Here is a 25250-nt window from a genome sequence, read left to right on the forward strand (position 1 = left end):
TCGACCTGCTCCAGGCCGCCGGCGGCGGAAACCTCACACGCTTCTGGCCCGTCGCCGCCGGAGCCGCCGCCCTTCTCCTCCTGGCCCTCGGACTGCGCGGACGCCGCTCGAAAACCGTCGAGGTGGTCTACGTCGGATGCTGCTGCTCCGGCACCCGCCAGGCCGCCAAGGTCTCGTGAGGCTTCGCCGACCGGCGTCGACACGAGAACGAAAGGCAGAACGAAAAGCGTGAAATAGAAAGCCACCCTTACGAACGGTCAGGCCTGTCTGGTGGCTCTCTTCGTACTGGCCCGCGCGGGTGTGGCGCGTGCGATCTGCCGCGATGACCTCGTCACCTTGCGTGATGTCCGTCTGGAGGCCGACGACATCGGCGGCGCCGAGTTCGAGCAGGTCGCGAACCGTTTTGTCGAGGTCCGAGCGCGTCCGGGCGATGACCGCCACCCGCGCGCCGTCGGTGGCCAGGCACTCCGCCGTCGCCCTGCCCATTCCCTGGGTGCCGCCCTGCACGACTGCGGCGCCGGCCAGCCCAAGATCCATTCCGAACCTCCCCGAAGCTGCGTCCCATCGGCGCAAGCAGGATGTCGCCGATCGGATGACCGGGCAACCCCTCTGAGCCGCAACGGTGTTCGGGACGCCAATGGTCTTTTCGGGGGCACAGGGCGGCGCCCTCGCTATCGAGAATCGGTATAACCAGACGCCGAATTTGGTATTAGCCCAGCTCGTACGCGGGGCACTAGCATCGTTGAGGTAGTTCGTGTGTACACCCATGCGGGCGTACCCGCACCTCCATCGTCGGGGCGACGACGGGAGACCACGTGGGCGTGCCCGGGCAACACACGGGCGCGGCGGAGCGGTGGGGCCGCGAGGCCGTACCTCGGCGAACACGCGATCTCCGGCCGGTCGTCCTCGCTTGCGGTCCGCAGACGCGGGCCACAAGGGCGCGGAAGTCGTGCGGGCATCGCCCCCGGTTCCGAGGAGGACCCTTTGAACGTCGACGACATGGTCCTGGTGAGCATCGACGATCATGTGGTCGAGCCGCCCGACATGTTCAAGAACCACGTCCCCGCGAAACTCGCGGACCAGGCGCCTCACGTCGTCCGCAACGAGCAGGGCGTCGACCAGTGGATATACCAGGGCCGGGTCACCGGTGTCAGCGGCCTGAACGCGGTCGTCTCCTGGCCGGCGGAGGAGTGGGGCAAGGACCCGGCCGGGTTCGCCGAGATGCGCCCGGGGGTGTACGACATCCACGACCGCGTGCGGGACATGGACCGCAACGGCATCCTCGCGTCGATGTGCTTCCCGACGTTCGCCGGGTTCTCGGCCGGCCACCTGAACCACTACAAGACCGACACCACCGTGGTGATGATCCAGGCGTACAACGACTGGCACATCGACGAGTGGGCCGGCACCTACCCGGGACGCTTCATCCCGCTCGCGCTGCTGCCCACCTGGGACCCGCAGCTCATGGTGAACGAGATCCGCCGGGTCGCCGCCAAGGGCTGCCGCGCGGTCACCATGCCCGAGCTGCCGCACCTGGAAGGCCTGCCCAGCTACCACAACATCGACTTCTGGGGCCCGGTCTTCGACGCGCTGTCCGACACCGGGCTGGTGATGTGCCTGCACATCGGCACCGGCTTCGGTGCGCTCAAGCTGGCTCCCGACGGCCCGATCGACAACCTGATCATCCTCGCGTGCCAGATCTCGTCGCTGGCCGCGCAGGACCTGCTGTGGGGCCCGGCGATGCGCAACTACCCCGACCTGAGGTTCGCGTTCTCCGAGGGCGGGATCGGCTGGATCCCGTTCTACCTCGACCGCTGCGACCGCCACTACACCAACCAGAAGTGGCTGCGCCGCGACTTCGGCGGCCGACTGCCCAGCGAGGTGTTCCGCGAGCACTCGCTCGCCTGCTACGTCACCGACCCGACGTCGCTGAAGCTGCGCAACGAGATCGGCATCGACAACATCGCGTGGGAGTGCGACTACCCGCACTCCGACTCGATCTGGCCGAACGCCCCCGAGTTCGTCCTGAACGAGCTGGAGCAGGCCGGCGCGAACGACGAGGAGATCAACAAGATCACCTGGGAGAACGCCTGCCGCTTCTTCAACTGGGACCCCTTCGCCGAGATCCCGAAGGAGCAGGCCACCGTCGGTGCCCGCCGCGCCGTCTCGACGGACGTGGACACCGCGATCCGCTCCCGCAAGGAGTGGGCGCGCCTGTTCGCGGAGCGCCAGTCGGTCTGACGCCCTCACGAGTCATCCGAGCCGGGGTCGGCCGCCGCCCAGAAGTCATGGCGATGGGCCGGCCCCGGCTCGATGACCGCGACCGCGGTCCGGGGATCCGCGTACTCCCGGGCCCGGTACAGGTCCCGGCGGTACGCGGCTCCACCGAAAGTTCTCGACTTCCCGCCACGACACCTCGGCCTTACGGCCGGATCGGCGCTCGGTTGTAGCGCTCGGCCAAGGCGGCGCCGCCGCGGTGGAGCCAGTGCGGGGCATCTGCCTGGGCTGCGGCGGCGGAACCGGCGAGGACGGTCAAGTCCTCGCAGGCGGCTACGCCGGGTGGCGGCGTCGTGGCGATCGAGCCGGCGACGACGGCCAGGGGCGGCCCGGACGCCTGTTTCGTGGCGTGGAGGACCGCGCCGACGACCTTGCCGTTCAGGGAGGTCGCGTCGAAGCGTCCCTCCCCGGTGACCACCAGGTCCGCCCGCCGGAGCGCGGCGTGCAGCCCTGTCATTTCGGCGATGCGGGCGGCGCCCGGGACCAGGGTGGCGCCGTACGCGGCGGTGAAGCCGTACGCCGCACCGCCCGCCGCGCCCGCGCCGGGAAGCGCCGGTTCGCCGCCGAGGATGCCGGCCAGGCGGTGCAGGCCTGATTCGAGCGTCGTGATGTCGTCCGGTGCCGCTCCCTTCTGCGGGCCGAAGACCCGGGCGGCTCCCTCCGGGCCGAGCAGCGGGTTCCGTACGTCGGTCAGGACCTGGATGCCGCCGGGCGGCGCGGGCACGAGTGCGGACAGGTCGGCGGTCGCCAGCCGGGCCAACGCTCCGCCCCCGAGGGGGAGTTCGGCGCCGGTGTCGTCGAGGAAGCGTGCCCCGAGCGCACGCAGCGCACCGGTGCCGCCGTCGGTCGAGGCGGAGCCGCCCACCGCGACGACCAGTGCCGTCGCTCCGGAACGCAGCGCTTCGGCCATCACCGCCCCGAGCCCGGCGGTGTGCGCGCCCAGGGGGTCGGGGCGGTCGAGCAGCGGCAGACCGCTCACCTCCGCCAGTTCGACGACCCCGGTTCCGTCCGGTAGGCGGAGCCACGCGCCTTGTACGGGACGGCCGTTCGGCCCCGGAACAGCGGCTGCCGGAACGTGCACGGCAGCGGGAACCGCTCGGACCACCGCGGCGAGGGTCCCCTCGCCGCCGTCGGCCAGCGGCATGACGACCGCCTCGTCCCGCGGCCGGACGGACAGCCAACCGGCAGCCAGGGCCTCGGCCGCCGTGGCGGCGTCGGCTGTTCCCTTGAACGCATCGGGAGCAAACAGCACGCGCATGGCGGGAGGTCACTTTCTCGGGGAGTGCGGCAGGGCGCGGGGAGGGGACGAATCATTCGCTCGGGAGCCGGCGCGCCCGTGCACGAACCGCCGGCTTCCCGATTTGGACCGGTTCGGCTGACACGCCATCATGCCGCGATGCCGATGCTTTCCGTTTCCGCCGCAGCCGGGGGCCGGGGCGGAGGGTGGCGGCTGACACGCCGTCATGCCGCGATGCCGATGCGGTCCCAGAGGATCAGCCCGTCGTTGAACGGTTGCACACCGGTGATCTCGGGGCGGAAGAGCGTCGCGCTGTAGGCCTCTTGGTAGATCCAGAACGGCATTTCGCGACTCAAGGCGACCTGGAGCCGGGTGTAGGCGAGCCGGCGGGCCGAGGAATTGCTCGTGGCGCGGGCGGCGGTGAGCGCTTCGTCGATGGCCGGGCTGGCGATGCCGGTCAGGTTGCTGGGGCTTTTGCTGTGGAGCAGGTCATACAGGAGCGGCTCGGGATCGTCGAGCACGGATTGGCCGACGGTGCTCTGCCACGTGGTGACTCCGGGCCTGACTTCCCGGACGTACTCGGAGAGCGGAAGGACCCGGACGGTCATGGTGACACCGCGGTAGGCGCTCAGCTTGGCCTCGATGAGGCGTGCCAGTTGTTCGCTGAGGGGCGACGTCGGGACGGTGTAGGTGAACTCGAGCTTTTTGGTGCCGTTCGCGGTGAGTTTGTCGAAGAGCTGCGCGGCTTTGCGCGGATCGTTTTCCGGCGCGGCCAATTGGGGGTTGGCCAGGGGCGACAGCGAGGCGAACATGCCGCGGGCCGGTGTGCCCTGCCCTTGATATATCCGGTCGTTGATCTCGGCGGTGGACAGCGCGTAGGCCACGGCGAGCCGGGCATCGGGATTGTCGAACGGGGCAATCCGGGTGTTGAACTGCAGCATGCTGCCGCCGTCGAGCAGGAGTTCCGCCACTCCGAGGCCCGCCTCCTCGGCCGCCGCCTTGTCCGGCGCGTACCTCGTGACCGTGAGGTCGATGTCGCCCGCCTTCATCTCGGAGATCGTCTGCTGGATGTCCGTCCGGGGAACGAACGTGATCCTGTCGAGATGCGGCAGACCTTTGGCGGCCTGCCAGTACCTCGTGTTGCGTTTGAGGACGAGGGCCTGGCCCGGCGTGTGGCTCTCCAGGACGAACGGTCCCGCTCCCACCGGTTTCGTGCGCAGACCGTCGGGCCCGGCCGCCTTCGCCGCGGTGGGTGACGCTATGAAGTTCAGGCTCTGCGACACCGCGCGGTCGAAGTTGGAGTTGGGGGCGGTCAACGTGATGTTCAGCGTGAGCGGGTCCCCGGGGGCGACGGTCATCGTGCGTATCTGCCCGGCCGCCGCGGCGCCGGTGACCTCGGGGCCCGTGCCGGTGCGCTGCCGCTCCCAGTTGAACTGCACCGCCGCCGCGTCGAGCACCGTGCCGTCGCTGAAGGCGATCTCGGGCCGCAGACGCAGTGTCCAGTTCGTTCCCGTCGCGTCGGCGGTCATGGACTCGGCCATGTGCGGATGGACCGTTTTCGTGGTCGCGTCGGTCCACAGCAGGACGTCGTACAGGGCGGTCATGCGGCTGCCGTCGGTGACTCCGCCGGATCTGCTGGTCAGGGGATCAAGGCTGAGGACGTCGGACCGCAGCCCCATGACCAGCTCACCGCCGGATTGGGGAGTCCCGGCCGCGTTAGGCGTGCCGTTCGAGCTGCTGCACGCGACGGACATGCCGACGGCACACACCGCGGCCACCGCCGCGCGCAGGACCCGGCGCGCGGGGACACCGCCCGAGGAACCGGGACGGCGGGAGGAGAGGGGCGGACAGGTCATGGCAAACCAATCGTCATCAGGGAAGGAGTCAGGCCGATCCGGCGAGAGCAAGGCGGTCAGCCGCGCGGGTTGATTCCGTCGGCTCGCGGACGGTCGTGGTCGGCGACTTGCGTATGCGGGCTGCTCAGCCACGAGCCGCTTGCGCGAGTTTTCGCGGCGATGCGCGCATGCCGCCTGTCGATCGGTCCGAGACCACGCCATCCCCTCACCCGTCGGCGCCCGTCGACGGGCACACCGAATACGCCTCAGCCCCCCGCTGAAGCGATGCCGTTGGTTTCGGCGAGCGTAGAGAAAGCGGAATATGCGAATCAATCAAAACCCATCCAGAATATGAATTCATAGGTCCCATCAATACGATTGATGCCATGGCCGTGATCCAGCCATACATCCGCACAGGTTCGGCCGATGGCCCGTCGGACGGTGTGCCGGGTCGGCGTGGGCTCCCGCGCGGAGCGGGGCAGGGCGCGGGGCGATGGGGTACGGTGCGGCGTCGGAAAGCCGGATCATGACCGTGCGTGTTCGTACGGCCTCCCACTGCCGAGCGCGATCGTCGCGAAGCCCGTGCATCATGTGGACTGCCGGCCACAACGGACATCACGGCACGTGTCGGCCGAGGAGAGGCGGAAGCGCGTTGGACTTCAAGCAACTCACAGCGCTCATTACGGTGGCCGAGGTGGGCAGCGTGACCCGCGCCGCCGAGCTCCTGGACCTGGTGCAGCCCGCCGTCACCCAACGGATCATCAGCCTGGAGAAGGAACTCGGCGTCACCCTGTTCGAGCGCACCCGGCAGGGGATGCGTCCGACCGAAGCCGGAATGATCATGGTGGAGCACGCCCGCCGCGCCCTGGACGAGCTGAAGCGGGCCCGCGTCCAGTTGAAGCCGACCGGCGTGTTGACCGGCACGGTGACCGTGGGCCTCTTGGACTGCACCGCCGACGTGCTGGGCCAACCGCTCGTGGCGATGGTGGCCCGCGAGTACCCCCACATCAACCTGCGCGTCATCACCGGGCACTCCGGGCAGCTCCAGCAGTGGCTGGACGAGGGGGAGCTCGACGTGAGCCTGCTGGACGGCCTGCACCGTGTCACGCTGCTGAGCGCCGCTCCCGTGATCAGCGACCGCGTGTGGGCGGTCGCGCCACCCGGCGATCATCTGCGGCCGGACCAGCCGATCCCCTTCGCGGTGACCGCCGAACACCCCCTTTTGCTGCCGACGCCAAGTCACGCGCTACGCACGCTGGTCGACATGGCGGCCGCCAAGGTGGGGACGGAGTTGAACATCGTCGCCGAGTCCAACTCCGTCCGCATGCTCAAGCAGTTCGTCCTCGGCGGGCACGGCTGGACGGTTCTCCCCGGGGTGGCGATCGCCGACGACCTTGCCGGCGGTGTCGTCAGCGCAGCGCCCATCAGTCAACCGGACATGGAGCGTTCCGTCATCGTGGGCACACCGAGGGCCCGCCACGCGGCACCGGCAGTGCAGTTGGTCGCCCGACTGCTGACCCGGCAGATCAAGTTTGCCGTGGCGCAGGGCCATTGGTACCCGAACACCTGACCATCGCGTGCCTCAGGCCGTGCGGATGCGCACGACCTCGAAGAGGTCGACGGCAGGCAGGTCTATGACGAGCGCGTCCCCGTCGCGCCGTGTGGCGAGTTCGCGACCGGCGACCAGGGCGGTGGCGCGTTCGTCCCCTGTCGCGTCGTGGACCACCAGGCGTCCGCCGGTGATCGGTACGTGGGGCCCGAACGAACGTCGGCGTGCTCCCGTCTGGTTGAGGAGATGCACCACGTGGCCCTCGTCGTCACGGCCGAGGATCATCTCGACCTGCTCGGGGAGTTCCGCGGTCACCCGGAGCCCGGCGAGCGGTTCGATCACCCGCAGGAGGTGGTCCCGTATCTCGGTCTTCGCGAACTCGTGGTAGGTGCGGCCGATGGTCCACGTGATCATCGACGACGTGCCGGCCCCGTACCCGGCGGTGGCGACCGCCGGGTAGCCGCTCGACGTGTGGCCGTAGCTCAACTCCGGTGGACCCCAGGGGGCTTGCGCGATGATGGACCCCGTTTTCGCGGTCCCCGGCCGCCACACGTAACGCGCGTTGGTCCCGTACACCGGGACGACCGAGCCGGTGAACCGGCCCGCGTCGATATCCGGCTGATCGTCCAACGTGGCGTACGTGGACCAGACTTCCTTGCCGGACAGCTCGTCGCCGATGCGGCGCAGCGCCGGCAAGGCCGCCGACTCGGCGCCTCCTCCCGGGGTGACCATGCTGTTCCCCGTGGTGAGGAGGTTCCCGCCACGTGCGACGAACTCGTCGAGCACATCCGCTGTTTCCGGGCCGACGGAGCCCACGTTGGGCAGGACGACGAGCCGGTAACGGTCCAATGCCCCCGCCGCGGCCATGCCGGCCAGCTCGCCGAGCGGCAGCACGTCGAACGCGAACTGCTTCTGCTGCAAAGCCGAATAGACCCCGCGAAACTCTTCGAGCGCCTCCATGTGGCCCGCGTGACCCCGTCCGCCCCCCGGCCGTACGAGCCCGATCGTCGCGGCCGGTCGCAGGGTCGCGTAGAGACCGCGTTGTTCGCGGTGGAAGCGCGTCACATCCCGCGCCATCGAAACGTTGGTCATCGGGAGCCGCCCGGGCGCACCGAGGATGTACGTCGACGGGTTGCCCCCGCGCGCGATCGCCTGGAGCAGGTATTGCGCGACATGCTCAGGCTGTTCGGCGCCCATGCGGTATGTCGAGTCGACGTGTGCCGCGGCGTTGAGGACGAGTGGTGTCTCCGGCCGAGCCGAGACATGGGCGCTCACGGCCTCCGCGACGGCGTGGGGCCACAGTTCCCTGCCCGGCATGTGGCGGAAGGCGTTGTTGCCCTCGTGGTACGCGAGGCCGCCGCCTCGCGGCAGGATGAGCGCGAGATCGCGGTCGCGCGGTGCCACGTGGTCGGTGTATTTCCGCGCGAGTTCGGCCAGCGTCGCGTCCTGGTAGCGCTGCCACAGTCCCAAGGCCGCGGGATCGACTTTGCCGGGCAGGTCCCGGCCGCCGCTGAATTCCGCGAACCGCTTGACGCACGAGGCACAGTGGCAGACGCCGTGGACCACTTCGCTGTAGTCGCGCACGCTGAAGTTGAACCAGTTGAAGAAGAACCCGTCGACGGGGTAGCGGTCGAGGATTTCGTCGAGTATTTCGAGCGCGCGCTCTTGGTAGTACGCGCCGGACGGGCAGGTGCTGTACAGCGCGTTGTAGATCTGCGGTTCTCCGGCGGCGGAGACGAACAGCCAGTCGGGGTGTTCGGCGGCGGCTCGGGCGGCGACCTTGGACAGGTCGAGGCGCGCGAGCACGCGCAGCCCCCGCTGTTTGGCGGCGGTCACCGCGTCACCCAGCAGGTCGCCGGAGGGGCGGTCGGCGAGCAGGGGATTCCGCGCCTGGAACGGCAGATCGGTCGGATAGAACGCCTCGATCCCCCCGGCGTTGACCAGCCAGGAGTCCGCCCCATGGCTCTCGATCACATCGAGCGCCGCCTCGACGTCCATCGTCGCGTCGATTTCCTGGAGGTTGGTCTGGAAGACCGTGAACGGCTCCTGCCACCTGCTGTGTGGCGCGCGGGCGGCGGTTCGCTTGGGGGGCATGGAAACGATGTCCTTCGGTTTCTTCGAGGTCCGCTCGGGCCGCGGTTTCAGGCCGACTCACCGGTGGGGCGGCGGCTCGGGTGGAGTCAGCTCGACGCGTCGTCGACGAGCCGCAGGGCGGAGTGGTCGTGATCGCCGAGCCCCGCCTCCACGGCCGTCTCCATGAGCCGGTGCACCAGGCTCGCGCCCGGCAGCGACACGTCGAGTTGCGCGGCGGCTTCCGTGGCGAGCCCCATGTCCTTGCGGTGCAGCCTGATGCGGAAGCCCGGTTCGAACTCCCGCTTGATCATCCGCGGCCCGTGCACCTCCAGGACGCGGGACGATGCGAATCCCCCCATCAGGGCGCTGTGCACCGCGACCGGGTCCACCCCGGCGGCCTCGACGAGCCGCATGGCCTCGGCGACGGCCTCGATCGTCATGCCGACCACGATCTGGTTCGCGATCTTCGCCGTCTGGCCGGCGCCGACGGCCCCGATGTGCGATATCCGCGACCCGAGGACGTCGAGGATCGGCCGGGCCCGGTCGACGTCCTCCGGCTCGCCGCCGACCATGATCGACAGCGTTCCCTCGCGTGCTCCGATCTCACCGCCGGAGACCGGGGCGTCGAGGTAGCTGCCGCCCGCCCGGCGGACCTCGTCGGCGAGTTGTTGTTCCGTTGCCGGGGCGATCGAGCTCATGTCGATGACCAGGGTGCCTGGCCGCAGCGCGCCGAGGACGCCGTCGGCACCCCGCATGACCGCCTCGACGTCGGGGGTGTCCGGCAGCATCAGGATGACCACCTCGGCGTCGCGGGTGGCCTCGGCTGCGGAGGCCGCGTAGCGCACCGACGTCCCGAGCACGTCCCGGGTGGAGGGAGTGTCGCGATGGACGGTCAGCCGATGACCCGCCGCGACGAGATTGGCGGCCATCGGACGCCCCATCACGCCCATGCCGATGAAGCCGATGTCCATGTTGCTTCTCCCAAAAATGCTTGATGGTGTCGAGGATTAAACGGCGGAACTGTTCAGGGCATGCGCCGTCACGAGTTCCGCGACGAGCTCCGGTGTCGCGGCCGGTGCGATGTGCGCGACCGCCGGCAGGATTTCGAGGCGGGCGTGAGGGACCGCGCGTGCGATGGCACGCTGTTCGTCCGGCGGTGCAGCCGGGTCTTCGGCCCCGCCCACGACCAGCGTGGGGGCGGTGATGTGCGCGAGATCGCCGGTGACATCTGCCTCGGCGAGCACGTCGCAGCCGACCGCGTACCCTTCTCGGTCCATCGATCCGAGCATGTCGGCGAACGAGCGTACGATCTCGGGCCGTCTCTCCCGGAACTCCGGCGTGAACCAGCGATCCATGACGGCCGGCGCAATCGCCTCCACACCGTGCTCCCGGACCGTTTTCGCCCGTTCGATCCAGCTCTGCCCGTCGTAGACCGCGGCACAGCACATCGGGGCCAGGGAGAGGATGCGGTCGGGCGCCAGCGCCGCGGTGCGCAACGCGATCATGCCGCCGATCGAGACCCCGGCGACGTGGGCGCGCCCGACGCCGAGCCGGTCGAGGACCGCCAGCACGTCGCCGGCCAGATCATCGAGCCCGGCGGTCGCCGGATGGGCGGTGGCGGTTCCGTGGCCGCGCTGGTCGAAGCGCACCACGTCGAAGGAGCGGGCCAACAGCGGCACGATGCTGTCCCACATCCCGACCGTGGTGCCCAGGGAGTTCAGCAGGACGATCGTTCCGGCGGGACCGTCCGGTCCGGTCGCACGGTCGACCACGACACCGGACACGACGGCCCGACGGTTGCCGCTGCTCGGTTCATGACTCGCTTCTTCACTCGCTGACATCGAACGTCCTGGTTGTTCGGAAGGGCGTGCGTACCGGAACCCCGGGAGTGGGACCGCTGGGTCGGCCGGCCGGTGGTGGGGGGCGGATGCCTTCACGCCTGCTTGTCGGGCGTGTAGACGTCGCGCTTTGTCAGCGCGTTCACCATGGGCTCGCCGGCGCGGTACCGCTTGATGTTCTCGACCACGATGTCGATCGTGCGCTGCGTCCGGTCCGGGACCTTCGGCGTCATGTGCGGCGTGATCACGACGTTGGGCGCGTCCCACAGCGGCGCGTCCGGGGGAAGCGGCTCGGGATCGGCGACGTCGAGCCCCGCGCCGGCGATCTCCCCCGCGTGCAGGGCCTTGACCAGGGCTTGCTGGTCGATGACCGGGCCGCGCGCCATGTTGATGAGGAATGCCGTGTTCTTCATCTTCGCGAACTCGTCGGTGGAGAACAGGTGGTGGGTGGCGTCCGTCAGTTGCGCGGCGAGCATGATGACGTCGGATTCCGCCAGCAGCGGGTCCAGAGTGTCGCCGTCGTCCGCCGACAGCATGAAGTCCACATCCGGCGCCCGTTCCGCGGAGCTGCGCCGGTAGACGATCACGCGCATGCCGAATGCCTTGCCGAGGCGGGCCATTTCCTTCGCGGTGTGCCCGAAGCCGACGATGCCGAGCGTCTTGCCCCACAGCGCGAGCCGGTGCTCGAAGCCCGCCGGCGCGCGCCACTGGTGTGCGTCCTGCATCTCGAACAGCCGCCGGGCGTCGTAGGTCAGCGACAGCGCGAAGAAGAACCCGTGCTGGGCGAGTGCGGGAGCGGATCGGCCGGCCGCCCCGGTGACGATGATGCCGCGCTCGAACACCTCGGGCCGCGCCGAGCGGGTGAGACCGGAGTGGTCGCACTGCACCCATCGCAGGTGCGGCGCGTTGACATGGCGTTCGTCGAGGTCCCCGGTGATGACGGCGACGTCCGCGTGTTCGAGAGCGGCGGCGATGGCGTCGGCGTCCCACGGCGGCACGTGGACGAATTCTGCCGGTGCGAACGCCTGCCGGAGCTGCTCGATCTCGTCCGGCTCGAACATGACTGTCGCGAGTACGCTTTTGATCTCGCGAGCCTGCTGGTTACCACCCATCAACCCAGATCCTTCGTTGTCTTCGTCGTGGACCGCATCGGCACGCCCACGTATCAGCCCGTCTCACCGGGGACCGCTTCTTGTTGCGCGCCCCCCTTCCACACGGAACTGTGGATCACCAGGTACGGCTGGTTGGCCAGGTCGGATTCGAATCCGGGGAGCAGCACGGGAGCTTCGTTCCCGAAGCCGACTTCCGCGAAGCACATCACCGGGAAGGACGACGCCGTGAATTCCGCGGGCAGCGATGCGGTGAACTCCCGCCCGTCGAGGCTCATTTCGGTCTCGTTCCAGGTCTTCGACTGGTCCAGGTGCCGGAAATGCAGGGTCGCCCGGGTGACACCGCTCAGCACGTCGGGGTCGCCGACGAGGCTGACGTCGAGGGGAGCGCCGCGTTCGAACCGCTCCGGCGCGTCCAGGCGGATGCCGTCGAGCCGAGGGCGCGACTCACGCAGAACGAGGCGGCCGTTGCCCGTTGCCGTGTCGGCCTGCCCGGCGGCGCGGTCGCGTTCCACACGGAGTGCGTGGAGGTCGTCCGCCATCGCGCTCACGTTCTTCGACCAGTGCCCGCGTTCGGACAGGACTTGCCCGAAGGTCAATTCGTCGCGGTAGACGCCGTCGGCGACATCCGTGATGCTCGCGTACGCCGCGTGAGCCTCCGCCAGGATGTCCACCGCGTCGCGGATGTGCCGGTGCTCCCCGGTGCGCTGGAAGAGCGCGTATTCAACCGCGGCCCGGAACTTGCCCGCGAAGAAACGCCCCAGCCTGATGAGGATTTCGGTGTCGACGAGCAGCCGTCGGGCCTGGGGACCACCTGTCGCCAGTCGCTCGCGCACGCGCTCGGCGACCGCCTCGCCCTCGCCCACGAAACGCTCGATCCAGGCCGCGACTTCCAGCGGGGTGTACTTCCCGCGGACGTTCCCGGCGAGGGCGTCGTCGGCGTACTCCCCGACGGAATAGAAGAGCGTGGGATCGAACGACGAAACACCGGTCCAGTCCGCTGACTTGGTGTCCCACCCGTAGTGCCGTGACCGCACCCACGGGGAGACGGGGAGGTCGGCGTAGACCTCCGGCCAGTATGCGTTGTTGGAGGCGCTGGGAGCGTGTGTGACCGTGACCAGGGGGATGATCCGACTCAACGGGGCCAGCAGCGCCTCGACTTCGGCCGCGCTGTCGCCGTACTCCTTGCGCAGGAAGCGCCGCCACGTCTCGGGCGGACAATCGGGGTCGTAGAGCAGGCGGCCCCACAGGAGGTAGCCGTACTGGTACTTCCGCCAGTCACCGGTCCCCAGACGGAGGTCGTCGCGGATGTAGGGATCTCGTTCGCCGGGCTTGCCGGACCCCTTGCGCCCCTTGAAGAACAGCGGCTCGGCGAACTCCGTCCCCAACGAGCCGCCGAGGGTGGCGAGACGGCCGTAGCCCCTGGCGAGGGCCGGGTCCCCCCACAGCAGCAGCTTCGCCCCGGCCCACATCCGGAACATCACGTCGATGTCCCGGTCCTCGTCGAGGAAATCGGCGTATCCGTACCGGGTGAAGCGACGGGCCATTTCGGCGACGCCCATCAGGTGAACCCGCTCTTCGCCGAGCTGCTTCCGCGACAGGGGCGTCATCTCCATCTCCCGGATCGACGCCTGGTGATACGGCAGGCCCAGGTGTTCGGCCCAGTATTTGAGTGAAGCCGCCGGGCGGATGTTGGGCTTGTTCAGCGCGGCGATCAACGCGGCGTCGAGGCCCTTGGCATGCAGGTCCACCCGCATGGGGCGACCGGTGTCGGACACCGCCTGGAACATCCGCTCCCAGAACGCGTGCCGATTGTCGTCCCGAATGCCGCCTTCGTAGTGCACGCGGAAGGTCAGCCCGTCGATCTCCGGGATCGTTGCCAGCAGTTGGGTCAGCGCCGAAGCGCAGTAGTCCGCATGCGACTCCGGACCGATGCCGAGAATGGGATGGTTGTGCTGCGCCCCGAGGCCATAGTCGTACGAGTGGTTCCAGAGGCCGAGCTGGAAGCCCATCCCCCGCCGTCGGGTCTCCCGGGCTACGTAGGTGAGGGAATCCAGATTCCGTGCCTGCTCCGCCTTGCCCACTCCCTGCGCGCGGACCGGGAAGCCCGGCACGTCGAAGAGGAACGGGTAGGGGAAACACAGGTAGTTGTCCGAGGCGCCGGCATTGGTCATTTCCGCGCCGTAGTTGTACTGAAGCCCCAACGCCAGGTGGAAGCGGTTGAACCGCTGCGCGGCCAGGAAATCCAGGTACTCGTCCCAGAAGCTCCGGTCGTGGAACCACGGAGAGTCCTCGTGCACGCTCGAAAACGCACGCTGGATGCTGCGCACGGGAACGGCAGGGCGTTGCTCCTCCTCGGGTTCCGCGCCCACCGCCTCGACCGCTCGTCCGGCTTCCATGCGCTCGGCGAGCTCGGTCAGGGCGTAGCCCAGGCCGCAGTGGTCCGACGCGCTGACGAGCACCCGCACCTCGCGGCCGTCGTCGGCGACCCGCATGCGGAACGACTCGGGCGTGTCCGGCGGCTCCGGGAACCCGTCACGACGCGGGTGCGGCTCGGCCGCCGTGTGCAGCCCGATGACCAGGCGCCGGCTCGACCGGTCCGCCGTGCGGGCCGCGGCCCGGACCCGGCCGACCGCCCAGGCGACCGTGTCCTGCGCGAGCAAGGAGCCCGCCGCGTCGAACGCGACCCGGTCGACGTCGCCAACCTTCGTCATCGTGTTGCACCTTTCCTGACGGATGCACCCGGGCCCGGCCCGATGCCGTCGGCGTGTGTCGGCGAGCGTAGAGAAAACGGAGCACACGAGGCAACGAAAAGTAATCCCGAAGTTGAATTGATGAGCGCTATCAATCGGGATGATGTCCGCTATCGCGAAATCGCCGGCGCCGCGGGTCTTGTGGAACGGGCGTGGGAGAGTTAATTTCTCCGGGTTGTATTCTTGTTGTCTGCCGAAACTCTCTGACAGCCGGGCGTTGCGGCGTTCATGGTCTGCCGCCCGCGCTCGGCCGTTGCCCTGCTTCGTGGAGCCGCACATGAACACCAGCCCCCGCCAGTCCGCGCGACCCGATGGGCGCCGATCGTGAGCGCGCCGCACGACCTCGCGACGGCGTCCGGTCACGCCGGCTCCCCGGCCGAGCTGTTCGACCCCACGGTGCCCGCACCCCCGGTCGTCGATGTCGCCGAGTACGGCTTCGAGGGCAGGCTCGACGCGCTCGCCGACGACTGGTCGGCCGACGCCCGGTACTGGGAGTACACCAAGGCCGCGAACCCGATCGGCGCGGGCTTCACCTCCGAGGTGCCCACGGCTGCGTTCCCCGCCGCGCTGCACGCCGACGGACCGAGCCGGGCCGTCCCGCTCGACCTCTCCGAACCCCTCGGCATCGACGGCGGGCCCGCGACGAGCCCCGCGCTGCTGGCCAACTTCGTCCGCATCAACCGCGGCGACCGGCTCGCCCTCGAAACCGTCGCGACGTCGCAGCTCTACTACGTGATGTACGGGCGCGGCACCTCCGTGGTCGGCGGTCGCGTCGCCCGCTGGGAGAAGGGCGACTTCCTCGTCCTGCCGGCCGTGGGCGAGGTCGTGCACCACGCGGACGCCGACACCGTCATGTACTGGGTGCACGACGAGCCGCTGCTGCGCTATCTCGGCGTCGCGCCGACCGGGCCGCGCTTCCGGCCGACCAAGTTCTCCCGTGAGCGGGCCGTCGCCGAGCTCGACGCGATCGCCAACGCGCCCGGCGCCAACGCCAAGAACCGCGTCAGCGTGCTGCTCAACAACGCCGAGCAGGATCGCACGCTCACCGTGACGCACGTGCTGTGGGCGATGTTCGGCCTGCTGCCGGTCGGCCAGATCCAGCGGCCCCACCGGCACCAGTCGGTCGCACTCGACCTGATCCTCGACTGCGCCCCGGGCTGTTACTCGCTGCTCGGCGACCGGCTCGACGAGCGCGGCGAGATCGTCGATCCGGTACGCGTCGACTGGGAACCGGGCGGCGCGTTCGTGACGCCGCCGGGCAAGTGGCACGCCCACCACAATGAGTCAGGCGCACCCGCACACCTGATCCCGATCCAGGACGCGGGCCTTCAGACATATCTGCGCAGCCTCGACATCAGGTTCACCGACCGCCGGTGACGTCCGGGGCCGTGGACCGGCCCCGGGCGACGGCGAAACGGGCGCTGCCGCGCGTGGCAGTGAATGGATACGGCAATAACACGGCGGCCGGAGGGTTTTCGGCGAACGAGCGTAATCCGTTTCGTTCGCCGAAATCAACGCTCCGGCCGCCGTTGCACGAGATCCCGCCTGCGGTTCGGTGGATCCGCAACCTCATTGGCATGGGCAGGAACGGTCGGCACGGGGACATCATCGGAATTGATAGGGCTCATCAATTTAACTTCCGCGTTACTTTTTGTTGATTCGCGAGCCCGCTTATCTCTACGCTCGCCGACACGGCAGCGACCGCCAATGGGATATACGGCGAGTTCGATGCCGGCGGCGACGGTCGGCACGGCAACCCCATATCGACCGCTGTTCGACGAAACGTCGTCCCAGCCCCGCGTGCTTCGCCGCGTCCGCATGCCCCGCGTCTCCCGGACCAAAGGACTTCGACTCCATGCCCATGCAATCAAGATCCAGGCGCGTCCGCCGGTTCGCCCCCGTCGCGCTCGTAACCTCCGCTGTCCTGCTGGCCACAGCGGCGTGCGGCGGCGCCGACAACAAGGCCGCCGCAGGCGACAGCACCTTGTCGCTGGCCGTGCTGGGCACCCCCAGTTCCTTCCAGGTGACCCAGGTATCGGACGGTCAGGCGGCCTACGTCTGGAACTCGGTGTACGACACGCTGTTGTACACCGACAACAAGGGGCAGCTTCAGCCGAATGCGGCGGAGAGTTGGGCGTACAGCGACGAGGGGCGCACGCTGACGTTGAAGCTGCGCGCGGGCATGAAGTACAGCAACGGCAATGCGGTGACCGCGGCCGGGGTGAAGGAGAGCCTGGACTACGTCCGGTCGACGCCCGGGACGCAGCAGAGCCATCTCGCCTCGATCGACGCGATCGAGGCCCCCGACGAGCGCACTGTCGTCCTCAAGCTGAAGCATGCGGACGCGGCGTTGCTGCCGTCGTTGTCCATGGGCTCGGGCGTGATCGCAGATCCGGCGACGATGAAGGATCCGGGCATGGCCCTGAACCCGATCGGGTCGGGTCCGTACACCCTGGACAAGGCCGGGACGGTGACCGGCTCGACGTACCTCCTCAAGAAGCGCAAGGACTACTGGAACGCCGCCGCGTACCCGTTCGAGACCGTCAAGGTCAAGGTCATCGGCGACCGTGCGGCCGCGGTCAACGCGCTCCAGGCGGGGGAGATCAACGCCGGCAGCGTCGAGCCCACACAGGTCGACCAGATGAAGAGCGCCGGCCTGAACGTCACGGTCGTCCCGTCCAATTCGCTCGGGATCGTCGTCATAGGCGACCGCGAAGGCAAAATCCTCAAACCGCTGGCCGACGTGCGGGTGCGCCAGGCGATCAACATGGCCTTCGACCGGGCGAAGATGGCCAGCCAATACCTGCGCGGGGTCGGCCAGGCATCGGGGCAGGTCTTCAACCCCAAGAGCCCGTCCTACGACCCGGCGCTCAACTCGCGGTACCCCTTCGACCCGGCGGCGGCGAAGCGGCTGTTGGCCGAGGCGGGCTACCCGGACGGTTTCTCGGTGACGATGCCGAGCCTGCCCTACACCAAGCCGTTCGAGCCGACCATCGGTCAGGCCCTGAAGGACATCGGGATCAACGTCACCTGGGAGCCGGTGCCCGCACCCGACACCAACATCGCGCTGCAGACCGGCAAGTACGCCATGTACTTCACCGTCGACGGCTTGGCCGCGACCGCACGCGACGCAGAGAAGTACTTCGCGCCCGGCGGCAACCGCAACCCGTTCCAGACCGCGAATCCCGAGATCTCGCGTCTCCTCGTGGAGGCGTCGAGCGAGCAGGACCCGGCCAAGTCCGCCGAGGCCTTCAAGAAGGTCAACGCCTACGGGGTGGAAAACGCCTGGTACGCACCGGTGTTCACCATCGGCATCTCGTGGGTCACCGCGAAGGGCATCACGTACCTCGGTGACGGCTCGTCCACGCTCGTCACCATCCGGGCCTTCGGGGTCTCCGACTGACATACGCCGGGCGGCGTCGCCCCAACCACTGCCCGCGCGACCGTTGAGAAGGAACGAACCGCATGTTTCTGTATGTGATCCGCAGACTGGGCGGAGGTCTGATCCTCACGCTCCTGGTCACCATGATCACGTTTCTGCTGTTGAGTACATCCTTCGACAGTGTCGCCGCGAGTAGGCTCGGCACCAATGCCACGCCGGAGGCTGTGGCGGCGATGAAGGCCGAGCTGGGCTTCGACCGCCCGGTGTTCGTCCAGTATTTCGACTGGCTCTCCCACGCCATCCAAGGAGACTTCGGAGCTTCGCTCTTCACCAGCGAACCGGTCGGTGACGCCGTGTCGTCGCGCCTGAGCGTCACGATGTCCATCATCGTGGTGGCGCTCCTGTTGACAGCACTGGTCAGTGTGGCCCTCGGGGTGCTGGCCGCGTGGCGCGGCGGTGTCATCGACCGGATCGCGCAAGGCGTTTCGCTGATCGGACTGCTCGTGCCGACGCTGCTGATCGCGATCGTCCTGGTCTATGTGTTCGCGATCCGGACGGACATCCTGCCCGCGACCGGCTACACCCCCTTCGCGGACAACCCCGGCCAGTGGGCCGCATCGATCACCATCCCGGTGATCGCCCTGGTCCTGAACGGCGTCGCCGGCCTCACCGCGCAGATCCGGGGTCGGATGATCGATGAGCTGCGCAAGGACTACGTGCGGACGTTGCGGACGCGGGGCATCCGGACGAGGTCGATCGTGTTGCGGCATGCGTTGCGCAACGCGGCGGGGCCGGCGCTGACGGTGTTGTCGATGGAGTTCATCGCGATGTTCGGCGGTGCGCTGGTCATCGAGAAGGTGTTCGCGCTGCCCGGGTTCGGGAGCTTCGCGTTCGACTCCTCACTCCAGGGCGACATCCCGGTGATCATGGGCGTCACCCTGTTCGCGGTGCTGCTCGTGGTCAGCGTGAACCTGATCGTCGACCTCCTCAACGGCTGGCTCAACCCGAAGGCGAGGATCCATTGAGCACCGCACCCCTCGCGGCCGAGCCCCAGCGCCGCAAGTCGACGTTCGCCAGGCTCCTGCGCGACCCGCAGGCGGTCATCTCCGCGTCCCTGCTGCTGATCATCTTCACCGCGGGTCTGCTGACCCCGCTGATCACCAGCCACGGCCCCAACGACGCGTCGCTGGACCACATCGACGCCGGGCCGGGCACCCCCGGCTACCTCCTCGGAGGCGACGGCAGCGGCCGCGACATCTACGCGCGGCTGCTGAACTCGATCAACACCAGCCTCGTCTCCGGCCTGATCGGCGCGAGCATCGCGCTGGCCATCGGCGTCACCGCCGGCCTGGTCGGCGGATACTTCGGCACGCGGACCCGGGTCGCCACCGAGTGGCTGTTCAACCTGATCATGACCTTCCCGGGCCTGCTGCTGCTCATCGTGCTCATGCCGGTCACCAAGGGCGACTACCGCGCGACGATGGCGATCTTCGGCGTGCTGATGTCGCCCGGCGTCTACCGGCTCGTACGCAACCAAGTCGTCGGCGTCAAGAACGAGTTGTTCGTGGATGCGGCGCGGGTCTCCGGGCTGCCGAACCTGCGGATCCTCAGCCGACACGTGCTGTTCGCGGTCCGCGGGCCGGTCATCATCGCCGCCGCGTTCCTCGCCGGATCCGCCATCGCGCTCCAGGCCGGCCTGGCGTTCCTCGGCCTCGGCTCCACCTCGACCGCCAGCTTCGGGTCGATGATCTCCGAGGGCTTCCTCCACCTCTACACCGAACCCCTGCAATTCCTGTGGCCGAGCCTGCTCCTCGGCCTCATCAACGCCTCGTTCGTCCTGTTCGGCAACGCCCTCCGCGACACCCTCGAAGGCGCACAACCCAAGCCGACCAAGGCGGGAAAGACAGCCAAGGCAGGCAAGACAGCCAAGGCTGCGAAAACGGCCAAGGTCGACAAGGCGGCCGAGGCGGGCAAGGCGGGCAAGGAGGCGGAGAGCGGTGCCGAGGAGGACGACACCGCCGTCGCGCCTGTGGACCCGCCGCAGGCCGCTTCCACCGTCACGGACATTCCGGTGTCGGGGCTGCTGACCGTGGAGAATCTCACGATCGCCTATCCGACGCCTTCGGGTGAGTTGCGTGAGGTGGTCAGCGGTGTGTCGTTCGGGATCGAGTCCGGGGAAGTCCTCGGTGTGGTGGGGGAGTCGGGTTCGGGCAAGACGCAGACCGCGTTCGCGGTCCTGGGGGTGCTGCCGCCCGAGGCGGTGGTGACCAGCGGCTCGATCAAACTCGACGGGCAGGAACTCCTCGGACTGGGCGAACGCGAGCTGCGCGCACTGCGCGGCAGGGCCATCGCCTACGTCCCGCAGGAACCCATGTCCAACCTCGACCCCGCCTTCACCGTCGGCTACCAACTCGTCGAGGGCGTGCGCGCCACCACCCCCATGTCCCGAAAGGACGCCCGCGCACGCGTCCTTTCCCTGCTCAAACGCGTCGGGATCACCGACCCCGAGCGGACGTTCGCCTCGTACCCGCACCAGATCTCCGGTGGCATGGCCCAGCGCGTCCTGATCGCCGGCGCCGTCGCCAGCCGCCCGCGCCTGCTCATCGCCGACGAGCCGACCACCGCCCTCGACGTCACCGTCCAGGCGGAGATCCTCGACCTGCTGCGCGAGCTCCAAAAGGAACTCAACATGGCGGTCCTGCTGGTCACCCACAACTTCGGCGTCGTCGCCGACATCTGCGAACGCATCACCGTCATGCGCCAAGGCAAGATCGTCGAGACCGGCACCGTCCGCGACGTCCTGCGCGACCCCCAACACGACTACACCCGCATGCTCCTCGCCGCCATCCTCGACGACGGCGCCGTCCTCACCACCCCCGAACCCGACGGCCCCGAACCCGACGCTCCCGAGTCCGACGGCTCCGAATCCGGCGGCCCCGACACCCGTGACCGCAGCGCGTCCGGTGACCGCACGTCCGGTGACCTTCAGCCGGAGGGCATGGCATGACCACGACGAACCCCCTGCTCGACGTGAACGACCTGCGCGTCACCTTCCCCGGACGCGGCTTCCGCGCCCGCCCCACCGAAGTCCTCCACGGCGTCTCCCTGACCATCGACCAGGGCGAAACCCTCGGCCTGGTCGGCGAATCCGGCTCCGGGAAGACCACCATCGGACGCGCCGTCCTCGGCCTGGTCAAACCCAGCGGCGGCACCATCACCTTCGACGGCCGCGACATCACCCACGCCACCCCCAAGGAACGCCGCGTCCTCGCCCGCGACATCCAGGTCGTCTTCCAGGACCCCTACACCTCCCTCAACCCGTCCCTCACCATCGGCGACATCCTCAGCGAACCCCTCATCGTCCAAGGCGCCACCGCCCGCGACGCCCGGACACGCGTCCGCACCCTCCTCGACCAGGTCGGCCTGCCCGCCGACGCGACCGAGCGGCTGCCCCGCGAGTTCAGCGGCGGGCAACGCCAACGCGTCGCCATCGCCCGCGCCCTGGCCCCCGAACCCCGCCTCATCGTCTGCGACGAACCCGTCTCCGCCCTCGACCTGTCCACCCAGGCCCGCGTCCTCGACCTCTTCCTCGACATCCAACGCCGCACCGGCGTCGCCTACCTCTTCATCACCCACGACCTCGCCGTCGTGCGACACGTCAGCCACCGCGTCAGCGTCCTCTACCGCGGCGACAACGTCGAGACCGGACCAGCCGACACCGTCACCTCCACACCCGAACACCCCTACACCCGAAAGCTGCTGCTCGCCTCACCGGTCGCCGACCCCACCGAACAGGAACGACGCCGCACCGAACGCCGCCGCCTCGCCGCACTCGCCGCCGGGGAATCCGATGCCGGCCAGGCCTGACGACCTGCGCCGGGTTCGGACGGACACCCTTGGAACACCCGCGATTGCGTCGTCCGAGGACACACCGCGCGGCAAGTGCCGTGCCGGCCACGTCCGTTGTGCGAGGTGCCGGCCGGCACATTCCCACCCGCGGCCCGGTCATGGAGCGGAACGACGTCCGGAAACGCCCGCGCCGTGCCCGCAGGCTGCCGAGGCGAAAGAGGCGAGGCCGATGACCGCCGCTGAGCGAGCCGTTCCCGGCGAAGGCACTCCCGCCAAACCGCCGACCATCTACGACGTCGCCAAGGCCGCGGGGGTGGCCGCGTCCACGGTGTCACGCGCGCTGACCCGGCCCGGGCGGGTCGGTGCGGCGACGGCGGCGCATGTCCGCCAAGTGGCCGCCGACATGGGGTACAAGGCCAACCCCCTGGGCCCGGGCCTGCGCACCGGGCGGACGTCGATGTTGGCGCTGGTGGTCTCGGATGTCACCAATCCGTTCTACGCGGAGATCATCCGAGGCGCGCAATCCGCCGCGTCCGAGGCCGGGTTCATCCTGGTCCTCGTCAACGCCCAGGAATCGGGCCGCATCGAACGCGAGAACCTGGAAAGGGCGTTGCCCACGATCGAAGGCGTGATCCTGGCCGGTACGAGGATGTCCGACTCGGCGATCGGGGTGATGGCGAAACAGCGCCCGGTCGTGGTCCTCAACCGCGACGTGCCCGGCGTCCCAGGCGTCGTCCTCGACAACGCGGAGGGCGCCCGGGCCGCCGTCGAACATCTGGTGAGCCTGGGCCACCGCTCGCTGACATACGTCGCCGGGCCGGAGGCCTCGTGGGTCGACGGCGTTCGCTGGCACAACCTCCGCCAGGCCGCCGCCGACCTGGGATGCCGCGCCACGCGGACCGGCCCCCGTGCGCCCACCGTCGCCGGCGGACGCGAAGCCGCCGACGCCCTGCGCGGAACGCCGCCGACCGCGATCGTCGCCTACAACGACCAACTCGCCATCGGCCTCATGCTCGCCCTCCAGAACCGCGGCGTCCGCGTACCCGAGGACACCAGCATCGTCGGCTTCGACAACGTCTACCCCGCCCAGATCGTCACCCCGGGCCTGACCACAGTCGCCGCGCCGCTGCGCGCCCAGGGCCGAGCCGCGGCCAACGCGCTGCTCGCCGCCCGGGAAAATCCCGAAGCCGTCGCGGGGAAGCCCCGGACCCTGCCCGTCAAGCTCGTCGTCCGCGGTTCCACGGGACCGGTGCGCCGCACGGGAGACCGGTGAGCCGTACGACGCCCGGCGGCACCACTCGTTGGACCCGTGGTGCCGCATCGTCGCCAAGCGGCTTGCCGCGCCCGGGATTTCGCGGCCACGGGCGGTGGCGGAGGAGTCAGTCGGTGATCTCCATGGTGGCCATCATGCCCATGGCCGAGTGGTCCAACATGTGGCAGTGGTAGACGTACCGGCCGGTCCACGTGTCGAACGTGGTCTGGATTCTCACGGCCTCGCCGGGCATCACTCTGACCGTGTCCTTCAGACCCGCCTCGCCGGCAGCAGGGGGACGGCCGTCGCGGTCGAGGATGCGGAATTGGACCAGGTGGAGATGGAGGTTGTGCGGGACGCGGTTGCGGTTGACCACGGTCCAGACTTCGGTGGTGCCCCAGGCGACGGCCGTGTCGACGCGCGCCGGGTCGAAGGCCTTGCCGTTGATCAGCCAGGTCCGGCCGGCGCGTTCCAGCACGATGTCCCGGTGGACGGTGGGGGTGGGGAGGGCGGGGAGCTCGGCCAGTTCGTCGGGGACGGTGCTGCGGTCCCTGGCTTTCGCGGTGACGTCGAAGGCGACCAGGTTTTCCGGGGGCGCGCCGCGCGACGCCCGGTGCCGGAGGACGATGCGGGTGCCGACCGGATGACGGCCGAAGTCCACGACCACGTCGGCGCGTTCGCCGGGGGACAGGGTGATCGACCGGGCGGGTGCCGGGGCGGGCAGCAGCCCGCGGTCGGAGGCGATCTGGATCAGATCGTCGCCGCTGGAAAGTGAGAGCGTGTAGAAGCGCAGGTTCGACGCGTTGAGGATCCGGAACCGGTACTTGCGGGCGGCGACGTTGAAGTACGGCTGGGGGCGGCCGTTCGCGAGCGAGGTGGTGCGGCCCTCGAAATCGTCGGGGACGTACACGAGTTGCCCGTCCGCGTCGAAGCGTGCGTCACGTAGCGCGATCGGCACGTCGTACTTGCCGCGCGGCAGATTCAGCTCTTCCTCGTGGTCGTCGGTGAGCAGGTAGAAGCCCGCCAATCCGCGATAGACGTGCTCGGCCTCGTCCATGTGCGCGTGGTCGTGGTACCACAGCGGCGCCGCGACCTGCCTGTTGTCGTACGTGTAGCGCCGCCGCGTGCCCGGCTGGATCAGCTCCATGGGCCCGCCGTCGTCGGCGGGGGAGGCCTGGCCGCCGTGCAGGTGCAGCGAGACGCCGCGCGACAGGAGGTTCGTCGCCGTCACGACCGTGCGGCGGCCGGCGCGGGCGCGCAGGGTCGGACCGGGAAAACTGCCGTTGTAGGTCAGGACGTCGGTCTCGACCCCGGGCAGGATCTCGGCGGTCGATTCGCCGACGACCAACCTGTAGAAGTCGGTGTCGGCCGTCGAGGACGAGGGCTTCAGCACGGGAGGCACCGGCATCGGCAGCGTGAACGGGGTCAGGGCGGCGGAGGCCGCCGGGGTGGCGGCGGCTGCCCGCGCCGCCGTGGCGAAGGAACCCGCGAGGCTCCCGGCCAGGACACCCGCCTTGAGAACGCACCTGCGTGTGGCCATCGGCGACCTTTCTGGTGATCCGTACGACGCGGGTCGTGTCCGCCGACACCCGCGTGCGCATCCGGACGACGGACGGCGGCAGCGGTGCCGGAGACCCGAGCGGCTATGCCCGCGCCGATGCCGCGATCGACGGGCCGTGATGCATCCGCAACAACCGGGAGCCTCCGGCGGTCGCGGGTATGGCCTGGCCAGGAAGGGTCCGGGGGACGGGTGTTCCGCCGTTCGGCCGTCACTCGGTCGGCGGACGGCAGGACGGCGGAGCGAGCGCGTCGGCGACGGCGTGTCGAGAAACGCGGCGAACCCCGCGGGTCTCACGGGCGTCGTCGGACCGAGGCACCCAGGTGGTGTACGCGGTGACCGGCGAGCTGTTCTTCGCCTCCGACAATGACCTCGCCCGCCGGTTCGACTACCGGGGCGATGCCGACGATGTGGTGAGCGGCCCGTCCATCCGGGACGCCTCGGGTGTTGGAAGGATCTCGCTCACGGTGCTCCCATGGCCGGGACATGCGCCCGCCCAGGACGTGACCCGTGTGCTGCGGGCATGCCTGAGGGGGGG

18 protein-coding genes are annotated in these 25250 nt (G+C 69.3%); 9 read left to right on the plus strand and 9 right to left on the minus strand.

From position 1 onward, the window contains the following. Positions 1-33: 33 nt before the first annotated feature. Positions 34-1026: an SDR family NAD(P)-dependent oxidoreductase gene (locus ACRX5W_RS30630; RefSeq protein ID WP_436791639.1), complete on the minus strand. Its 993-nt coding sequence runs from the start codon at positions 1024-1026 to the stop codon at positions 34-36. On the opposite strand from ACRX5W_RS30630, the gene ACRX5W_RS30635 reads away from it, so the two are divergent. After that, entirely contained in the window at positions 985-2241 is a 1257-nt protein-coding gene (locus ACRX5W_RS30635) for an amidohydrolase family protein (protein WP_436791640.1), read from the plus strand. The genes ACRX5W_RS30630 and ACRX5W_RS30635 overlap by 42 nt on opposite strands. 181 nt (positions 2242-2422) lie before the next feature. On the opposite strand, the gene ACRX5W_RS30640 is transcribed toward ACRX5W_RS30635, so the two are convergent. After that, positions 2423-3535, minus strand: a complete 1113-nt coding sequence (locus tag ACRX5W_RS30640) for a glycerate kinase (RefSeq protein ID WP_436791641.1) — start codon at positions 3533-3535, stop codon at positions 2423-2425. A 203-nt stretch (positions 3536-3738) separates the two neighbouring features. After that, positions 3739-5370 carry an ABC transporter substrate-binding protein gene (locus tag ACRX5W_RS30645; RefSeq protein ID WP_436791642.1) on the minus strand — a complete coding sequence of 544 codons (1632 nt, stop codon included), beginning with the start codon at positions 5368-5370 and terminating at the stop codon, positions 3739-3741. Between the two features lie 631 nt (positions 5371-6001). Between ACRX5W_RS30645 and ACRX5W_RS30650 the strand changes: the two genes are divergently transcribed. Then, positions 6002-6919 (plus strand): LysR family transcriptional regulator, encoded by a 918-nt coding sequence (locus ACRX5W_RS30650; protein ID WP_436791643.1) that lies wholly within the window; start codon positions 6002-6004, stop codon positions 6917-6919. Positions 6920-6931: 12 nt separating this feature from the next. On the opposite strand, the gene ACRX5W_RS30655 is transcribed toward ACRX5W_RS30650, so the two are convergent. The 5 genes from ACRX5W_RS30655 to ACRX5W_RS30675 form a co-directional block, all read right to left on the minus strand. After that, positions 6932-8992, minus strand: coding sequence for a hypothetical protein (locus ACRX5W_RS30655; RefSeq protein ID WP_436791644.1), 2061 nt, complete (start codon positions 8990-8992; stop codon positions 6932-6934). Between the two features lie 86 nt (positions 8993-9078). Further along, a complete protein-coding gene (locus ACRX5W_RS30660; RefSeq protein WP_436791645.1) occupies positions 9079-9942 on the minus strand; it encodes a 2-hydroxy-3-oxopropionate reductase in 864 nt (287 codons plus the stop codon). Between the two features lie 36 nt (positions 9943-9978). Then, positions 9979-10812, minus strand: coding sequence for an alpha/beta fold hydrolase (locus tag ACRX5W_RS30665; RefSeq protein ID WP_436791646.1), 834 nt, complete (start codon positions 10810-10812; stop codon positions 9979-9981). A gap of 92 nt (positions 10813-10904) precedes the next feature. Then, the gene (locus ACRX5W_RS30670; protein ID WP_436791647.1) at positions 10905-11921 is read right to left on the minus strand and encodes a D-2-hydroxyacid dehydrogenase; all 1017 of its coding nucleotides are present in this window, start codon (positions 11919-11921) and stop codon (positions 10905-10907) included. Positions 11922-11974: 53 nt separating this feature from the next. Then, the gene (locus ACRX5W_RS30675) at positions 11975-14632 is read right to left on the minus strand and encodes a hypothetical protein (RefSeq protein WP_436791648.1); all 2658 of its coding nucleotides are present in this window, start codon (positions 14630-14632) and stop codon (positions 11975-11977) included. A 363-nt stretch (positions 14633-14995) separates the two neighbouring features. On the opposite strand from ACRX5W_RS30675, the gene ACRX5W_RS30680 reads away from it, so the two are divergent. The 6 genes from ACRX5W_RS30680 (at position 14996) to ACRX5W_RS30705 (ending at position 23175) form a co-directional block, all read left to right on the plus strand. Next, positions 14996-16048: a cupin gene (locus ACRX5W_RS30680; protein WP_436791649.1), complete on the plus strand. Its 1053-nt coding sequence runs from the start codon at positions 14996-14998 to the stop codon at positions 16046-16048. A gap of 478 nt (positions 16049-16526) precedes the next feature. Beyond that, the gene (locus ACRX5W_RS30685) at positions 16527-18074 is read left to right on the plus strand and encodes an ABC transporter substrate-binding protein (protein WP_436791650.1); all 1548 of its coding nucleotides are present in this window, start codon (positions 16527-16529) and stop codon (positions 18072-18074) included. 62 nt (positions 18075-18136) lie between these two features. Then, positions 18137-19078 (plus strand): ABC transporter permease, encoded by a 942-nt coding sequence (locus tag ACRX5W_RS30690; protein ID WP_436791651.1) that lies wholly within the window; start codon positions 18137-18139, stop codon positions 19076-19078. Further along, on the plus strand, positions 19075-21060 hold the full coding sequence (locus ACRX5W_RS30695; RefSeq protein WP_436791652.1) for an ATP-binding cassette domain-containing protein: 1986 nt from the start codon (positions 19075-19077) through the stop codon (positions 21058-21060). The genes ACRX5W_RS30690 and ACRX5W_RS30695 overlap by 4 nt, the downstream gene beginning before the upstream one ends. Continuing rightward, positions 21057-21920, plus strand: coding sequence for an ATP-binding cassette domain-containing protein (locus ACRX5W_RS30700; RefSeq protein WP_436791653.1), 864 nt, complete (start codon positions 21057-21059; stop codon positions 21918-21920). Before ACRX5W_RS30695 ends, ACRX5W_RS30700 begins: the two co-directional genes overlap by 4 nt. Positions 21921-22131: 211 nt before the next feature. Continuing rightward, a complete protein-coding gene (locus ACRX5W_RS30705) occupies positions 22132-23175 on the plus strand; it encodes a LacI family DNA-binding transcriptional regulator (protein ID WP_436791654.1) in 1044 nt (347 codons plus the stop codon). A gap of 106 nt (positions 23176-23281) precedes the next feature. Here the strand turns inward: ACRX5W_RS30705 and ACRX5W_RS30710 are convergent, their stop codons facing one another. Continuing rightward, on the minus strand, positions 23282-24694 hold the full coding sequence (locus ACRX5W_RS30710) for a multicopper oxidase family protein (protein WP_436791655.1): 1413 nt from the start codon (positions 24692-24694) through the stop codon (positions 23282-23284). A 353-nt stretch (positions 24695-25047) separates the two neighbouring features. Here ACRX5W_RS30710 and ACRX5W_RS30715 point away from each other — a divergent pair. Continuing rightward, positions 25048-25250: hypothetical protein (locus tag ACRX5W_RS30715; protein WP_436791656.1), on the plus strand; the 203-nt coding region annotated here is incomplete at its 3' end.

The sequence above is a fragment of the Yinghuangia sp. YIM S10712 genome (assembly GCF_051388935.1).
Classification (GTDB): Bacteria; Actinomycetota; Actinomycetes; order Streptomycetales; family Streptomycetaceae; genus Yinghuangia.

Bases quoted from the DNA above. Each gene is read 5' to 3' on its own strand.
- ACRX5W_RS30630 (WP_436791639.1), bottom strand. From the start codon at position 1,026: ATGATCGTCGATGCTCACCAGGACCATGTCGTCGACGTTCAAAGGGTC.
- ACRX5W_RS30640 (WP_436791641.1), bottom strand. From the start codon at position 3,535: ATGCGCGTGCTGTTTGCTCCCGATGCGTTCAAGGGAACAGCCGACGCC.
- ACRX5W_RS30645 (WP_436791642.1), bottom strand. From the start codon at position 5,370: ATGACCTGTCCGCCCCTCTCCTCCCGCCGTCCCGGTTCCTCGGGCGGT.
- ACRX5W_RS30655 (WP_436791644.1), bottom strand. From the start codon at position 8,992: ATGCCCCCCAAGCGAACCGCCGCCCGCGCGCCACACAGCAGGTGGCAG.
- ACRX5W_RS30660 (WP_436791645.1), bottom strand. From the start codon at position 9,942: ATGGACATCGGCTTCATCGGCATGGGCGTGATGGGGCGTCCGATGGCC.
- ACRX5W_RS30665 (WP_436791646.1), bottom strand. From the start codon at position 10,812: ATGTCAGCGAGTGAAGAAGCGAGTCATGAACCGAGCAGCGGCAACCGT.
- ACRX5W_RS30670 (WP_436791647.1), bottom strand. From the start codon at position 11,921: ATGGGTGGTAACCAGCAGGCTCGCGAGATCAAAAGCGTACTCGCGACA.
- ACRX5W_RS30675 (WP_436791648.1), bottom strand. From the start codon at position 14,632: ATGACGAAGGTTGGCGACGTCGACCGGGTCGCGTTCGACGCGGCGGGC.
- ACRX5W_RS30685 (WP_436791650.1), top strand. From the start codon at position 16,527: ATGCCCATGCAATCAAGATCCAGGCGCGTCCGCCGGTTCGCCCCCGTC.
- ACRX5W_RS30690 (WP_436791651.1), top strand. From the start codon at position 18,137: ATGTTTCTGTATGTGATCCGCAGACTGGGCGGAGGTCTGATCCTCACG.
- ACRX5W_RS30700 (WP_436791653.1), top strand. From the start codon at position 21,057: ATGACCACGACGAACCCCCTGCTCGACGTGAACGACCTGCGCGTCACC.
- ACRX5W_RS30705 (WP_436791654.1), top strand. From the start codon at position 22,132: ATGACCGCCGCTGAGCGAGCCGTTCCCGGCGAAGGCACTCCCGCCAAA.
- ACRX5W_RS30710 (WP_436791655.1), bottom strand. From the start codon at position 24,694: ATGGCCACACGCAGGTGCGTTCTCAAGGCGGGTGTCCTGGCCGGGAGC.